13 protein-coding genes are annotated in these 15,661 nt (G+C 69.3%); 5 read left to right on the top strand and 8 right to left on the bottom strand.

Going from position 1 to position 15,661, the window contains the following annotated elements; translation table 11 throughout:
* Positions 1 to 38: 38 nt before the first annotated feature.
* Together AB0L91_RS03030 and AB0L91_RS03035 are read right to left on the bottom strand one after the other, a co-directional pair.
* Complete coding sequence (locus AB0L91_RS03030; protein ID WP_365007039.1) at positions 39 to 2,582, bottom strand: sensor histidine kinase KdpD; 2,544 nt, start codon at positions 2,580 to 2,582, stop codon at positions 39 to 41.
* Complete coding sequence (locus tag AB0L91_RS03035) at positions 2,579 to 2,743, bottom strand: hypothetical protein (protein ID WP_355280474.1); 165 nt, start codon at positions 2,741 to 2,743, stop codon at positions 2,579 to 2,581. The genes AB0L91_RS03030 and AB0L91_RS03035 overlap by 4 nt, the downstream gene beginning before the upstream one ends.
* A gap of 282 nt (positions 2,744 to 3,025) precedes the next feature.
* Between AB0L91_RS03035 and AB0L91_RS03040 the strand changes: the two genes are divergently transcribed.
* The 5 genes from AB0L91_RS03040 to AB0L91_RS03060 are packed head-to-tail and all read left to right on the top strand — an operon-like array spanning position 3,026 to position 7,883.
* The gene (locus AB0L91_RS03040; protein ID WP_110035904.1) at positions 3,026 to 3,109 is read left to right on the top strand and encodes a potassium-transporting ATPase; all 84 of its coding nucleotides are present in this window, start codon (positions 3,026 to 3,028) and stop codon (positions 3,107 to 3,109) included.
* Positions 3,106 to 3,192 (top strand): potassium-transporting ATPase subunit F, encoded by an 87-nt coding sequence (locus tag AB0L91_RS03045; protein WP_218719288.1) that lies wholly within the window; start codon positions 3,106 to 3,108, stop codon positions 3,190 to 3,192. The genes AB0L91_RS03040 and AB0L91_RS03045 overlap by 4 nt, the downstream gene beginning before the upstream one ends.
* On the top strand, positions 3,193 to 4,863 hold the full coding sequence (gene kdpA / locus AB0L91_RS03050) for a potassium-transporting ATPase subunit KdpA (RefSeq protein WP_365007040.1): 1,671 nt from the start codon (positions 3,193 to 3,195) through the stop codon (positions 4,861 to 4,863). It abuts the gene before it with no gap.
* Position 4,864: 1 nt separating this feature from the next.
* On the top strand, positions 4,865 to 7,012 hold the full coding sequence (kdpB, locus tag AB0L91_RS03055) for a potassium-transporting ATPase subunit KdpB (protein ID WP_365007041.1): 2,148 nt from the start codon (positions 4,865 to 4,867) through the stop codon (positions 7,010 to 7,012).
* 1 nt (position 7,013) lies between these two features.
* Positions 7,014 to 7,883 (top strand): potassium-transporting ATPase subunit C, encoded by an 870-nt coding sequence (locus tag AB0L91_RS03060; RefSeq protein WP_365007042.1) that lies wholly within the window; start codon positions 7,014 to 7,016, stop codon positions 7,881 to 7,883.
* A 55-nt stretch (positions 7,884 to 7,938) separates the two neighbouring features.
* Here the strand turns inward: AB0L91_RS03060 and AB0L91_RS03065 are convergent, their stop codons facing one another.
* The 6 genes from AB0L91_RS03065 to mutM all read right to left on the bottom strand — a co-directional run bounded on the left by AB0L91_RS03065 (position 7,939) and on the right by mutM (position 15,660).
* Positions 7,939 to 10,083: a glycogen debranching N-terminal domain-containing protein gene (locus AB0L91_RS03065; protein ID WP_355280467.1), complete on the bottom strand. Its 2,145-nt coding sequence runs from the start codon at positions 10,081 to 10,083 to the stop codon at positions 7,939 to 7,941.
* The gene (locus tag AB0L91_RS03070) at positions 10,080 to 11,249 is read right to left on the bottom strand and encodes a glycosyltransferase family 4 protein (RefSeq protein WP_355280673.1); all 1,170 of its coding nucleotides are present in this window, start codon (positions 11,247 to 11,249) and stop codon (positions 10,080 to 10,082) included. The genes AB0L91_RS03065 and AB0L91_RS03070 overlap by 4 nt, the downstream gene beginning before the upstream one ends.
* Before the next feature lie 284 nt (positions 11,250 to 11,533).
* Positions 11,534 to 13,021 (bottom strand): substrate-binding domain-containing protein, encoded by a 1,488-nt coding sequence (locus tag AB0L91_RS03075; protein WP_365007043.1) that lies wholly within the window; start codon positions 13,019 to 13,021, stop codon positions 11,534 to 11,536.
* 92 nt (positions 13,022 to 13,113) lie between these two features.
* Positions 13,114 to 14,148, bottom strand: a complete 1,035-nt coding sequence (locus AB0L91_RS03080) for a PHP domain-containing protein (protein WP_365007044.1) — start codon at positions 14,146 to 14,148, stop codon at positions 13,114 to 13,116.
* A gap of 6 nt (positions 14,149 to 14,154) precedes the next feature.
* Entirely contained in the window at positions 14,155 to 14,736 is a 582-nt protein-coding gene (locus AB0L91_RS03085; RefSeq protein ID WP_355280462.1) for a dihydrofolate reductase family protein, read from the bottom strand.
* Positions 14,737 to 14,799: 63 nt separating this feature from the next.
* A complete protein-coding gene (mutM, locus tag AB0L91_RS03090) occupies positions 14,800 to 15,660 on the bottom strand; it encodes a bifunctional DNA-formamidopyrimidine glycosylase/DNA-(apurinic or apyrimidinic site) lyase (RefSeq protein ID WP_365007045.1) in 861 nt (286 codons plus the stop codon).
* Position 15,661: the final 1 nt, after the last annotated feature.

Genomic DNA, 15,661 nt, shown 5'->3' on the forward strand with positions numbered 1-15,661 from the left:
GGGCGTCCCGACCCGAGCTGGAGCGACTGCCGGTGCGGTCATCGGTCAGTCTCGTCGGATTCGGGGGCGCTGTCATCGTCCGAGGTCGGCGCGGCGCTGGTGCCCGACGGCAGGTCGACGAGCATCGTCAGCCCGCCGCCGGGGGTCGGCTCGGCGTGGACGGTGCCGCCCATCGCTTCGACGAAGCCGCGGACCACCGACAGACCAAGGCCGACGCCGGTCGTGTTGTCGCGGTCACCGAGTCGCTGGAAGGGTTCGAACAGCTGCTCCTCGGTACCGGCGGGAACGCCGGGCCCGACATCGACGACGGCGATCGACACGCGATCACCGTCGTGCTCGGCGGTGACCCGGACCGGTGTATCGCGACCGGAGTGGCGCAGCGCGTTATCGATCAGATTGGCCAGCACACGTTCGAGCAGTCCGAGGTCGGCGAGGACCGAGACCTCCCCGACCTCCACCTTGACCCGATCCATCGCCGCGCGACGCAACCCGCGGGTGCCCATCCCGACGCTGACCAGCGCACGATGCACCGCCTCGTCCATATAGACCTGCCGCAGCTGCGGGGTGACGACGCCGACGGCGAGGCGCGAGGAGTCGAGCAGATTGCCGACCAGCGCGGTGAGCTGGTCGACGGACTCCTCGATCGCCTCCAGCAGTTCGCCGGTGTCCTCGGCCGAGAACTCGATGTCGTCGCTGCGCAAGCTCGACACCGCCGCCTTCGCTCCGGCCAGCGGGGTGCGCAGATCATGGCTCACGGCCGACAGCAGCGCCCGGCGCAGCCGGTCGGCCTCGAGCAACGCGGCCGCCGCACTGGCCTCTTCGGCCAGCTTGGCCTGCCGCACCAGCCCGACGGCCTGGTTGGCCACCGCGTTGAGCACGGGGCGGTCGGTGGAATCGATGGCCCGGCCCGCGAGCAGCAGGTGGCTCAGCGCGTCGCCCGCCTCGATCACGGTGTCGGCCTCCGATGCCTTGGCTGGCGGTTCGACCCCGACGGAGGCGACGATCTGCTCACCGCACTGCACGCTCACCGCGCGCTGCCCGTACGTCTCGCGGACCTGCTCGAGCAGATTCGGCAGATCGGCGCCGTGCAAGACCGAGCCGGCGAACATCGTCAGCAGCTCCGCCTCGCGCGAGGCCTTGCGCGCCTGCAGGGTCCGTTTGGCCGCGACATCGACCAGGGCCGCCACGGCCACCGCGACGATGAGCAAGACCACCACGGTGACGAAGTTGTCCGGCTCGGCGATGGTGAAGCTGTAGCGGGGATCGGTGAAGTACCAGTTCAGCAGCAGGCCCGACAGCAGCGCCGACAGCCCGGCGGGCACCACACCGCCGAACAGCGCCACCGCCACCACACCGACGAAGAACATGGCACTGAGCCCGCCCAGCTGCAGCCAGCCGTCGAGGAGCAGCCCGCACACCAGGCTCACCAGCACCGGCACGACGATCGCGGCCAGCCAGGCCGTCACCGGCCTGCGCGGACGCAGCCAGTGCCTGCGCACGCCGCGGTTGGCTTCCTCGTGGGTCACCATGTGGACGTCGATCTTGCCGGAGCGCTGCACCACGGTGGAGCCGATGCCCTCGTCGAGGATGCGCGCCCAGCGGGAGCGCCGCGAGGTACCGAGTACCAGCTGGGTGGCGTTGACCTCGCGGGCGAATTCGAGCAGCGCGGTGGGCACGTCGTCACCGGTGACGGTGTGCAGCGAGGCGTCCAGACCGGCGGCGAGTTCGCGCAGGGTCGCCATCCGCTCGGTCGAGACCCCGGCCAGCCCGTCACCGCGCACCACGTGCACCACGACCAGATCGGCACTGGCCTTCGACGCGATCCGCCCGGCCCGGCGCACGACGGTCTCCGATTCCCGGCCGCCGGTGACCGCCACGACCACCCGTTCGCGGGCCTCCCACAACTCGGTGATCTTGTGGTCGGCCCGGTACTTGGCCAGCGCCGCGTCCACCTGGTCGGCCAGCCACAGCAGCGCGAGTTCGCGCAGCGCGGTGAGATTGCCGGGGCGGAAGTAGTTGCGCAGCGCCGCGTCGACCTTGTCGGCGGCGTAGACGTTGCCGTGGGAGAGCCTGCGCCGCAACGCCTCCGGGGTGAGGTCGACCAGTTCCACCTGGTCGGCGGCCCGCACCACCGCGTCGGGCACGGTCTCGCGCTGCTCGATCCCGGTGATCTGCGCGACGACGTCGTTGAGGCTCTCCAGATGCTGCACGTTCACCGTCGAGATGACGTCGATGCCCGCGTCGAGCAGCTGTTCCACATCCTGCCAGCGCTTCTCGTGCACGCTGCCCGGCACGTTGGTGTGCGCCAGCTCGTCGACGAGCACCACCGCGGGCCTGCGGGCCAGCACCGCGTCGACGTCGAGTTCGGGCAGCTCCGTCCCCCGGTAGGCGACCGTCTTCAGCGGAATCCGCTCGATGCCGTCGAGCAGGTCGGCGGTCTTCTTCCGGCCGTGCGTCTCGACGACGGCGGCGACCACATCGCGGCCGCGTTCCAGCCGCCGGTGCGCTTCGCCGAGCATGGCGTAGGTCTTGCCGACGCCCGGCGCCGCACCGAGGTAGATGCGCAGTTGTCCGCGTTTCACCAGTCCATCATCGCGGGTCGGCGGGCCGGGGCAGGCGAGCGCACCGGCAACACTCCGACGGTCACCATCGGCGCGTGCGAGGTGTTCAACCTGCCGAGCACACGGATCAACAGCAGCGATCCGACGAAACCGAGGATCACCGCAAGGGTCACAACAGACACCGCGATCTCACTTTCCGTGAACAGGGGCCCGGCGGCGTCCGTCGCCGGCCGGAGCCCCATTCTCACCGCGTGTTCGTCGCCCGATCTCGATCTTTACGGGGTGTTGACGGCTTTGGCCCCGGCCTTGACGGCTTCCGCACACCCGATCGGGGCGCCCCCGCGTCAACAGGCCGTAAAGGCCGCGCCGCCCGGCGCTAAGGAGTCGTAAGGAACCCACGCCGCGTCCCGTTCCGGCGTTTCACTCACCTTGGCGCTCCACCTCGGAGCGCAAGGAGGTTGGAAATGTCTGTCGTGGTGTTCACGGTGCTCACCGTGGCGATCTTCGCGCTGCTGGGCGTGATCCAGCGAGGGGTGGAGAAGCTGTGATCGCGAACCTTGTCGGCCTCGTGCTGGCCGTTCTCGTCGCCGTGTACATGGTCGCGGCGCTGCTCTTCCCCGAGAGGTTCTAGGTGAACACGACAACCGCGGGGATCGCGTTCGTCGCGGCCCTGGTCATCACGCTGGCCCTGGTCCATGTGCCGCTCGGCGACTACATGTACCGGGTCTACAGCAGTGACAAGCACTCCCGCGCCGAGCGGCTGATCTACCGCGCCATCGGCGCGAAACCCGAGGTCGAGCAGACCTGGCCGATCTACGCCCGCAGCGTGCTGGCGTTCTCGGCGGTGAGCATCCTGTTCCTGTTCTTCTTCCAGCTGGCGCAGGGCGCGCTGCCGCTGCACCTGACCGACCCCGGCACCGAGATGACCCCGGCGCTGGCCTGGAACACCGCGGTCAGCTTCGTGACCAACACGAACTGGCAGAACTACTCCGGTGAGTCCACCCAGGGCCACCTGGTGCAGATGGCCGGTCTGGCGGTGCAGAACTTCGTCTCCGCGGCCGTCGGCATGGCGGTGGCGGTGGCGCTGGTACGCGGGTTCGCCCGCCGCCACACCGGTGAGCTCGGCAACTTCTGGGTCGACCTGGTGCGCGGCACCCTGCGGATCCTGCTGCCGATCGCGTTCGTCTTCGCGATCGTGCTGGTCGCGGGTGGGGTCATCCAGAACTTCCACCTGCACGATCAGGTCGCCCAGACCATCGGCGGCGCCCAGCAGACGCTCACCGGCGGGCCGGTCGCCAGCCAGGAGGTCATCAAGGAACTGGGCACCAACGGCGGCGGCTTCTACAACGCCAACTCCGCGCACCCGTTCGAGAACGCGAGCACCTGGACGAACTTCCTGGAGATCTTCCTGCTGATGGTGATCGCCTTCTCGCTGCCGCGCACGTTCGGCCGGATGGTCGGCAGCACCAAGCAGGGCTACGCGATCGTGGCGGTGATGGGCACCATCGCGCTCACCAGCATCACGCTGACCAACCTGTTCCAGCTCCAGCACCACGGCACGGTGCCGACCGCGATCGGCGCGTCCATGGAGGGCGTGGAAACCCGCTTCGGCGTGGCGAATTCGGCCAGTTTCGCGGCGTCGACCACCCTCACCTCGACCGGTGCGGTGAACTCGTTCCACGACTCCTACACCAGCCTCGGCGGCATGATGACGATGTTCAACATGCAGCTGGGTGAGGTGGCGCCCGGTGGTGTCGGCTCCGGCCTCTACGGCATGCTGATCCTCGCCGTGATCACGGTGTTCGTCGCGGGCCTGATGGTCGGTCGCACGCCCGAGTACCTGGGCAAGAAGATCACTCCGCGCGAGATCAAGCTGGCCGCCTCCTATTTCCTGGTGAGCCCGCTGATCGTGCTGATCGGTACCGCGATCGCCATGGCCATGCCCGGCCAGCGCGCGAGCATGCTCAACAGTGGCCCGCACGGCCTCTCGGAAGTGCTGTACGCCTTCACCTCCGCGGCCAACAACAACGGTTCCGCCTTCGCCGGTCTCACCGGCAACACCGAGTGGTTCAACACCGCCCTCGGCCTGGCGATGGCGTTCGGCCGGTTCCTGCCGATCATCTTCGTGCTGGCCCTGGCCGGTGCGCTGGCCCAGCAGGGCACCACTCCCGCGTCGATCGGCACGCTGCCGACGCACCGGCCGCAGTTCGTCGGCATGGTCGTCGGCGTGACCGTGATCCTGGTCGCGCTCACCTTCCTGCCCGCTCTCGCGCTCGGGCCGCTCGCCGAAGGAATTCACTGACATGACCAGTCCCACCCTCGAAACACCGGCCGCGCCGCGGCCCGAGCACCGGACCAAGGGCGTGCGCAAGGGCGTTCTGGATCCGAAGCTGCTGCTCACCTCTCTCCCGGACGCTGTGCGCAAGCTCGACCCGCGCACGCTCTGGAAGAACCCCGTGATGCTGATCGTGGAGATCGGCGCGGTGTGGTCGACCATCCTCGCGATCGCCGACCCGAGCTTCTTCGCCTGGGCGATCGTGGTCTGGCTGTGGCTCACCGTCGTGTTCGCCAATCTCGCCGAGGCCGTCGCCGAAGGACGCGGCAAGGCGCAGGCCGACACCCTGCGCAAGGCCAAGACCGACACCGTCGCCCGTCGGCTGGCCGACTGGACCCCCGGCGGCCGCATCGTCGAGGAACGCGTCGCCGCTCCCGAACTGCGCCGCGGCGACTACGTCGTGGTCGAAGCCGGTCAGGTCATCCCCGGTGACGGTGACGTCGTCGAAGGCATCGCCTCGGTGGACGAATCGGCCATCACCGGTGAATCCGCACCGGTCATCCGCGAATCCGGCGGCGACCGCTCGGCGGTCACCGGCGGCACCACGGTGCTCTCGGACCGGATCGTCGTGCAGATCACCCAGGAGCCGGGCGCCAGCTTCATCGACAAGATGATCGCGCTCGTCGAGGGCGCGAGCAGGCAGAAGACGCCGAACGAGATCGCGCTCAACATCCTGCTGGCCGCGCTCACGATCATCTTCGTGTTCGCGGTGACCACGCTGCAGCCGCTGGCGATCTTCGCCAAGTCGAACAACCCCGGCGTGCCGGACACCTCGGCACTGGACGTGCACGGCATCACCGGCATCGTGATGGTGTCGCTGCTGGTCTGCCTCATCCCGACCACCATCGGCGCACTGCTCTCGGCCATCGGCATCGCCGGCATGGACCGGCTCGTGCAGCGCAATGTGCTGGCCATGTCGGGTCGCGCGGTCGAGGCCGCGGGCGACGTGAACACCCTGCTGCTCGACAAGACCGGCACGATCACCCTCGGCAACCGCCAGGCCGCCGAATTCGTGCCGATGCCGGGTGTTCCCGACGACGAACTGGCCGACGCGGCACAGCTGTCCAGCCTCGCCGACGAGACGCCGGAGGGGCGCTCGATCGTCGTGTTCGCCAAGCAGACGTTCAACAAGCGGGAACGCTCGGCGGGCGAGCTGCCCGGTGCCACCTGGGTGGAGTTCACCGCGCAGACCCGCATGTCCGGTGTCGACCTCGCCGACGGGCACCAGCTGCGCAAGGGGGCAGCAGGTGCCGTCACCGAATGGGTTCGCGCCCAGGGCGGTTCGGTACCCGCCGAGGCCGCCATGATCGTCGACGGCATCTCCGCCTCGGGCGGTACGCCGCTGGTGGTCGGTGAGGTCAAGGACGGCACCCCGCGACTGCTGGGCGTCATCCACCTCAAGGACGTCGTCAAGCAGGGCATGCGGGAACGCTTCGACGAGATGCGCCGCATGGGCATCCGCACGGTGATGATCACCGGCGACAACCCGCTGACCGCCAAGGCGATCGCGGACGAGGCGGGCGTGGACGACTTCCTCGCCGAAGCTACGCCGGAGGACAAGCTCGCCCTGATCAAGAAGGAACAGGACGGCGGTCGCCTCGTCGCGATGACCGGCGACGGCACCAACGACGCCCCCGCCCTGGCCCAGGCCGACGTGGGCGTGGCGATGAACACCGGCACCTCGGCCGCCAAAGAGGCGGGCAACATGGTCGATCTGGACTCGGACCCGACCAAGCTGATCGAGATCGTCGAGATCGGCAAGCAGTTGCTGATCACCCGCGGCGCGCTGACCACGTTCTCCATCGCCAACGACATCGCCAAGTACTTCGCCATCATTCCGGCGTTGTTCGTGGCGCTGTTCCCCGGCCTGGACGCGCTGAACATCATGCGTCTGGCCAGCCCGCAGTCGGCGATCCTGTCCGCGGTCATCTTCAACGCGATCATCATCGTGGCGCTGATTCCGCTGGCGCTGCGCGGTGTCGACTACCGGCCGAGCAATGCCTCGAAGCTGTTGAGCCGCAACCTGACGATCTACGGCCTCGGCGGCATCATCGCACCGTTCATCGGCATCAAGATCATCGACCTGCTCGTCCAACTCCTCCCCGGGATGTCCTGAAATGCGTATGTCAACCTGGATCCGCCAGCACCTGGCCGCCCTGCGCGCCCTGCTCGTGCTGACCGTGATCACCGGAATCGTGTATCCCGTCGCGGTTTTCGCGGTGGCTCAGTTGCCCGGACTGAACGACAAGGCCAACGGCTCGCTGATCGAGCGGGACGGAAAGCTGGTTGGCTCCAGCCTGATCGGGCAGTCGTTCACCGACGCCGACGGCAAGGCCATGACGCAGTACTTCCAGAGTCGTCCGTCGGCCGCGGGCGACGGCTACGACCCGCTGTCCACCGCCGCCAGCAATCTCGGCCCGGAGGACATCGTCGACACGGCTGCCCGCACCAGCCTGCTCACCACCGTGTGCACGCGTTCGAAGGAGGTCGGCGACCGTGAGGGGGTCGACGGCGCCCGGCAGTTCTGCACGAAAGACGGTGTCGGCGCGGTGCTCTCGGTGATCGGCCCGCGCGATGCCGACGGTGACGTGTCGCGGCCGGTGCAGGTCGTCAGCGTGAACGAACTCTGCCCGACGCAGCCGTTCCTGGCCACGTTCCGCGGCGTTGCCGTGGAATGCGCGAAGGAGGGCGAGGACTACTCGGTCGGCCGGATAATCCCGATCCTGGGCGACGCCCCGGCCCAGGCAGCCGTGCCCGCCGACGCGGTCACCGCCAGCGGCAGTGGCCTGGACCCGCACATCTCCCCCGAATACGCGGCCATCCAGGTCGAGCGGGTGGCGAAGGCGCGTGGGATCACCACCGATCAGGTGCGCGAACTGGTGGCGGCCCATACCGCCGGGCGCACACTCGGGTTCCTCGGTGAGCCGCGGGTGAATGTCGTCGAGCTCAACCTCGCGCTGGACGAACGCTTCCCGTTCCGGGGCTGAGCACCACCGCACGACACTCGGGGCCGGATCCGTACGGATCCGGCCCCGTTGCCGTCTACTGCTCTTCGTCGGTGATCAGCGCCCACCCCTCGGGCAGCCCGTGCACCGTCACCGCCGACCCGCAGACCTCGAGGTCGACCGTGACGTCACCGAGCCGGAACTCCGAGAGCCGCACACATCCCCACGCCTCCGGCACCTGCGGCCGCACGGTCAGGGTCTTGGCGGGCACATCGGGGTCGAGCCCGAGGAACGAGCGCACGAGCAGCAGCGGCGCGGCACTGGCCCACGCCTGCGGCGAGCACGAGGTGGGATAGGGCACCGGCGCCGCGAAACGGGCACGCGGGAAACCGCAGAACAACTCGGGCAGCCTGCCGTCGAACGCGGCGGCCGCGTCGAGCAATCCGCCCGCCAGCTTCGTCGCCAGCGCCACCGCGCCCGGCACATGCTGGTACCGCATCAACCCGGCGACCGCGATCGCCGTGTCGTGCGGCCACACCGACCCGCAGTGATAACTCATCGGGTTGTAGGCGCCCATGGTCGAGGCCAGCGTGCGCAGGCCGAAGCCCGAGTCCATCTCGGCCCTGGCCAGGTTCGCGATCAGGCTCTCGGCGTGTTCGTCGGTGGCGATTCCCGACCACAGGCAGTGCGCCGCGTTGCTGGTCAGCGCATCGACCTGACGCTTGCTGCCGTCCAATGCCACGGCGTACCAGCCGCATTGGGGTAGCCAGAACTGTTCGGCGAACTTGGTCCGCAGTTCGGCGGCTCGCTCGCGCATGCGGGTGGCCAGGGCCGGATCGTCGAACTGATCGGCCAGTTCCGCCCGGGCCAGATACGCCGCGTACACGTACCCCTGCACCTCGCACAGCGCGATCGGGGCCTGCGCGATGTGGCCCGCGGCGTCGTTGATCCCGTCGAAGCTGTCCTTCCAGCCCTGGTTGATCAGTCCGCGATCGGTGGCGCGCACGTACTCGACGAAGCCGTCGTCGTCGCGGTCGCCGAAATCGGTGATCCAGCCGATCGCGGCGTCGGCCGCGGGCAGCAGGGTGGCGATCGAGGCAGGCTCGGCGCCCCAGCGCAGGCACTCGGCCAGCAGCATCACGAACAGCGGTGTGGCGTCGACGGTTCCGTAGTAGATCTGGCCGCCGAGCACCTGCCCGACCGCGGGACCACGCCGCATCTCGTGCATGATCCGGCCCGGTTCCTCCTCCACCAGCGGATCGACCGTCTGGCCCTGCAATTCGGCCAGCTGCTGGAGCGTGCCCAGGGCGAGATCGGTCTCCAGCGGCAGCGACATCCACGCCGTGAGCAGCGAGTCCCGGCCGAACAGCGTCATGAACCAGGGCGCGCCCGCGGCGACGAACGGCCTGCCGGTGCCGGAATCGGTGTGGATCTGCAACGCGCCCAGGTCGCTCTCGCTGCGGCGCAGGATCTGGTTGAGCAGCCCGGAATCGGCGCTGATGTCGGTGGCGGTGGCCCGCCAGGCCTGGATCTTGCGCACCGGCTCGCTGGCCCGGTAGCGCTCGCCCGGGGTGCCTTGGGTCTGCGGGCGCTGCGCGGCGCCCGCCGGTTGCGCGGTGATCTCGGTCTGCCAGCGGCCGCCCGCGGGCACGACGACGCGCCAGATCATGGTGCCGGGCAGCACCATCGGCTCCACCGTCGAGGTGAGGGCGAGCCCGCGCGACAGGTCGGCCCGGTCGTGCAGCAGCAGTTCGCCGTCGGAGGTGGTCATCTCCGCGCGGCGCCCGCCCATCCGGCCTTCCTTCACCGAGAACAGGTCGACGAAATCGGCGTCGACGTGCAGCTCGAGCACCACCGCGGTGGCCTCGCGGCTCATGTTCTCCAGGGTGATCAGCTCGTGCATGCCCTCGGCGACGAGCCGGTCGCGCACGACCAGCAGGGTGCTGTCGGCCCGCCCCTGCTGCGGCGGCCTGCGCAGCACGAACCGCGCGGCGAAGGCCTCCGGGCTGAGCACCGACAGCGGCTCGGGCCGCTTGCCGTCGATCATCAGCTCCCAGCGCGAAATCACCCGCGCGTCACGGAAGAACAGGCCCTGCGGCTTGCCCGGCTCGATGTCACCGAGCCGGTCGGACAGGCAGAAGGTGCCGCCTTCGACGAGGGTGACGTTGCCGCCGTTGCCGCCGAGCCCCGCGGGTTCCCCCGCGTTGAGCGGGCTCGGCGACGACGCGTTGTTCAGGCTCATCCGCGCCCGCTGACCGCCGCCCCGACCGGCATCGGCATCGTGAACGCGTTGCCGTAACCGATCGTGGTGCGGGCCAACAATTGCCGGTACACCTGCTCGTAGCCGCCGCCGAGGGTGTCGGCGCCGAAATTCGCTTCCACGTGTGCCCGGCAGGCCGCCGGATCGAAGGTCGCGACTTCGGCGATGGCGGCGGGCAGTTCGTCCGGTTCCTCGCAGATCCGCCCGGTGACGCCGTCGACCACGACCTCGGCCACCGCACCACCGCGCAACGCGACCACCGGCGTTCCGCAGACCATCGACTCGATCATCACCATGCCGAACGGCTCCTCCCAGCGAATGGGGAACAGCAGACACCGTGCTCCGGACAACAGTTTACGCTTGGCCGCCGCGTCGGCGAGGCCGAACACATGATCGGCGTCGGTCAGCCGCGGTCGCACGTACTCCTCGAAGTAGGCCTTCTCCGGTGGCTCGGAGCACTTGCCCGCCAGGATGAGCGGGATGCCCGCCGCGTGCGCGGCGTCGAGTGCCAGATGGGGGCCCTTGTCCATGGTGAAGCGGCCGAGGAACAGCGCGTAGTCCTGCTTCTCGGTCGCGAACGGCCACAGGTCCGGCCGCAGCGCGTTGTGCACGCGGCCCGCCCAGGGCAGTTCGGGCGCCAGTTCGCGCTGCCGGTCGCTGATCGCGACGAGCGAGCATTCCTCGCCCAGTTCGCGGTAGTAGCGGTAGCAGTCGTCCTGCACCGGCCCGTGCACGGTCACCACGGTCGGCAGGCCGAGATTGGCGTACGCCGGGGCGTTGAGCGGGCCGGCGAAGGTGTGATCGTGCACCAGGTCGATCCCTTGGGTCTCGGCCAGGCGCTCGATCGCGCGGCGCACCCGCAGCGCGTGCACCACCTCGGGGAACGGATCACCGAGTCGTTCCGGGACGATCCGGTCCCACAGCGGGACGAAATCCGCCTTGGTACCCGGCTCGCCCGCGCCGAACAGGGTGACGTGATGGCCGCGCTCGCACAGCGAGTCGACCAGATCGGCGACGACGGCTTCCACGCCGCCGTACGCCTTCGGGGGTACATCGAAATACGGTGGAACAACCATCGCGATCCGCAGTGGGCCGCCGTTGTGCTCGATCGCATAGAGATCGGACGTGGAGAACCCGGTCGGCGACATTGCCGACGTATCTGCACTCATGACCTTCCTTCCAGGGACACAACCTCGCAACACTTGCGCGAACAAGAGATGGCCGCCTCGGCGGGGGTGGAGACGAGAGCTTCACCGCCGTCCATGGGGCATGGTTGGCCTGGCCAAGCGGGAAGCGCACCACGCGGGTGCCCGCCTGAACAGAGGGGCCGTAGTGGAACGTACCCCGCTACCGGAGAGTAAACCAGTGGGTTGCTGGCAAAACGTGTCGGCGATTCCGTGACGAGACAGGAGATTCCGCCGTCAGGGGCGGTCTACGGCGTACAGAATTTCGGTTCCACCGGGTCGACGCACGGGATGTTGCCGAACTCGGTCATGGTGAGCCTGGCCTTACCCCGGGTCAGGTAGTCGAGGAACTGCGCGACCAGCGAATCACCGGCGATCGGGCCGTGCGTGTAGGCGTATTCCACGCCGGTGAAGCGGTAGGCACCGGACCGGATCGTCTCCGGCGTCGGGCGCACCCCGTCGATCGTGACCGCCGCGACCCCGTCGGCGATCGCCGAGGTCTCCAGATACCCCACCGCGCCAGGAATTTTGGCAACGAACATAGCCACTTCGTCGGTGACGTCGACCTCGCACTGCTCGCCGCCCACGGCCATGCCGACACAGCTGGTGTAGCGGAACACCTTGCGGTTGTCCTCGAGCAGCCGCGATTCCAGCGCGCGCCGGGTGCCCGAGCCCGCGGTCCGGTCGATCAGGACCACGGGGAGGTCGGGTCCACCGATCTGGTTCCAGTTCTTGATGTTTCCCCGGTACAGGTCCCGGATCTGCTGGGTCGAGAGGTCTTTCAGCCCGACCCCGGGATGCACGACGAGCGAGAACGAGCCGAGGGCAAGCGGGAGTTCGGTGAGCGCCGCGAACGAAGCACCCTTGGCACCGTCACCGATCGCGAGCATGCCCGGCGTCGGTCCGGCCTTGGTGATCGCGCGCAGACCCGGCTCGGTGCCGGTGAAATCGAAGCTGAATCGCGCTCCGGTGCAGGTCTTCTCGTAGTTCCGCGCGGCCGTGCGGATCATCGGCGCCATCGCGGTCGATCCGACGACGGTCAGCTCCCCCGCGGCGCAGTCCCGCGGAGGCGGATCACCGCGCAGCACGGTGGCCAGCAACTGCACCATCACCACCAGGGCGAGGAACACGCTCAGGCCGAGCAGGGCTGGTTCGCGCCGGGAGCGGCTGGTGGTCTCGACGAATCGGCCGCCCTTGAGGCTGCCCGCCGTGGTCACCACCTTCGCCGCATTGATGTCCTGCGGATCGGGCGCCGGACCGGCGAGCACGGCCAGCACCTTGTAGTGCTCACCGCGTTCGAGCCGTTCGCTCGGCAACACGATCCGTGCGGCATTGTCCGCGCCGACGCCGGCGGCCAGCTCCCGCAGGGCGTCGCTGAGCGCGGTCACCGAGTGCCCGGTGCGGGTGACCCGCTCGGTGACCTCGAGCGCGCGGATCGTGTGGTGCGGGAACAGCAGTCGCGGACTCTCACCGACGTAGTCGTCGGCCTCGATCGCCGTGGAGCCGTAGTTCTCGATCCGGATCAGCACCACCGACACCGGATCCGCGGTCGATGTGCCGCCCTGGGCCGTCGCGCCGTTCGGGTCGGCGAGCTGGATCCGGCTGGCCGGCGTGTTCATCTGCACGCGGTAGCCGAGGCGCTTGCGGCCGACGAAGACGAACTCCCGCAGGAACGCCGCCGTCGCCACGAACAGACCGAGCACCGACAGCACGATCTCGACCGGGAACTCGCCCATCGGCTCCCCTCCCCCACCCGGATACCTGTCTCCGCCTGTCTATCAGGCCGATCCGACATCGCGGCGCCCGGCGCCGGTTGTTCGGCGAGTCTTCACCCGGTGGTCGTCGCGCACCAGGTCAGCAGCTCGTCGACCGGCCAGGTGTTGATCACCCGGTCGGCCGGGACACCGTGCGCCAGTGCGCGTTCGCAGCCGTATCCCTGCCAGGCCAGCTGGCCGGGTGCGTGCGCGTCGGTGTCGATGCTGAAATGGCAGCCCATCTCGACGGCCAGGTCGATGAGGCGGCCGGGTGGGTCGCGACGTTCGGGTCTGCTGTTGATCTCCACGGCGGTGCCGTATTTCCGGCAGGCCTCGAAGACGAGTTCGGCGTCGAAGCTGGACTCGGGGCGGGTGCCGCGGCCGCCCTCGACGAGGCGGCCGGTGCAGTGGCCGAGGATGTCGACATTCGGGTTCGCGACGGCGTAGACCATGCGTTTGGTCATGGTGGCGCTGTCGTCGCGCAGGTGTGAATGCACGCTGGCCACAACGACATCCAGCCGCTCGAGCAGCTCGGCGCGCTGGTCGAGGGTGCCGTCGTCGAGGATGTCGACCTCGATGCCGGTGAGGATGCGGAAGGGCGCGAGCTGCTCCTGGAGTTCGGCGATCACGTCGAGCTGGCGCAGCAGCCGGTCGGCGGACAGGCCGTTGGCGACCTTCAGCCGTGGCGAATGATCGGTCAGCGCACAGTATTCGTGGCCCAGCGCCGCGGCGACCCCCATCATCTCCCCGATCGGGCTGCCGCCGTCGGACCAGTCCGAGTGGGTGTGCAGGTCGCCGCGCAGCACCGTGCGCAGCGGGTCGCCCGCGGGGCCGATGCGTTGCGCGGCGCCGCGCAATTCGGCCAGGTAGTCGGGAACCGCACCGGCACACGCCTGTTCGATGACGGCGGCGGTCTTCGGCCCGATCCCGGCCAGCTCGCGCCAGCTGTGCTCGCGCGCCCGCGCGGCCCGCTCGGACTCGGACAGCCCGGCGACGATGTCGGCGGCGCGGCGATACGCCTTCACCCGGTGGGTCTCCGCACGGGATCGCTCGAGCCAGAACCCGATCTCCCGCAGGGCCGCCACCGGGCCCGGACCCGCCGCCGTCACCGTGCGCTACCTGATCCGGCCGTACTTGAGGAACGCGACGCCGTCGGCGTACACCCGGCTGGTGATCACCCGGAAGCGTTCCGGCTCAGGCAGTTTCGCACCGCCGCCGAACAGCGGCCGACCGGTCCCGAGCACCACCGGGTGCAGTTTGAGGAAAACCTGGTCGATCTCGGGCAGCAGCGCCTGGGCCAGCTCACCGCCACCGCAGAGCCAGATCCCCAGTCCCGCTTCGCGTTTGAGCGCGCGGACGGCGGAGATCGGGTCGGCGGTGATCAGCTCCACCCCGGGCGCCGGCGATTCCGGCAGCGTCGTCGACACCACGAACTGGCGCAGGTGCTCGTAGGGGCTGGCGGTGCCGGTGCGCACGCCGAAGTCGTGCGTCTTGCGGCCCATGATCACGGTGTCGAAGTAGACGTTGCCCGCCGCGATGCCGCGCGCCTCGCGCACCTTGGTCGGCAGCGTCTCGGGATACTGCGAGATGATCGCGGGCCCGTGATCGCCGCCGACCGGGAAGAAATCCAGGGTCCCGTCCTCGGCGGCGATGAATCCGTCGATCGTCGATGCCACGAAATAGGTCAGCTTGCGCATAACGTCCTCCTGCACGGACCCGGTCCGATACGACCTGTCAGGAGAAACGGTAGCGTGCCCGGATCAGCGGCGGCGAGGCTTCCGCTGACACTTCGGGCAGGAAAACGACGAGCGATTCATGAACTGCTCACGGATCAGCAGCGCGCCGCACCGGTCGCACGGCTCGTTCTCGCGGCCGTAGGCGGCCAGTGACCGGGAGAAATAGCCGGACTCGCCGTTCACATTCACATACAGCGCGTCGAAGGAGGTACCGCCGACGGCCAGCGCCTCGCTCATGACCGCGGTGACGCCGTCGAGTAACCGGCGCACCACCGGCCGGGTGAGTTCGGCGGCCACCCGAGTGCCGTGCAGACCCGCCCGCCACAGCGCCTCGTCGGCGTAGATGTTGCCGATGCCCGACACCACGGTCTGATCGAGCAGCACCCGCTTGATCTCGGTGTTCTTGGCCCGGATCGCCGCCACCACGGCCTCGGCGTCGAAGCGCGGGTCCAGCGGATCGCGGGCGATGTGGGCGACGGAGTCCGGCACGACGGTGCCGTCGACCTCCACGAGGTCGGCCAGCGCCCAGCCGCCGAAGGTCCGCTGATCGACGAAGCGCAGCTCGCTGCCGTCACCGAGGACGGCGCGGATGTGGGCGTGCTTCTCCACCGGGGCGCCGGCGGGCTGCACCAGCATCTGCCCGCTCATGCCCAGGTGGACGACCAGGGCGGTCTCCGGCTCGTCGAAGGTGAGCCACAGGTACTTGCCGCGGCGCCGCGCGTCCTCGATCTTCAGGCCGGTGAGGCGGGCCGCCAGATCGGCGCCACCCGCGAGGTGCCTGCGCACGGCCCGGGGATGGGTGACGGTGACGGCGTCGATCGCCCGGCCGACCGCATGATCGGCCAGACCGCGCCGCACCACCTCGACTTCGGGCAGTTCGGGCACG

Source organism: Nocardia sp. NPDC051833 (genome assembly GCF_040681225.1).
Taxonomy (GTDB): domain Bacteria; phylum Actinomycetota; class Actinomycetes; order Mycobacteriales; family Mycobacteriaceae; genus Nocardia.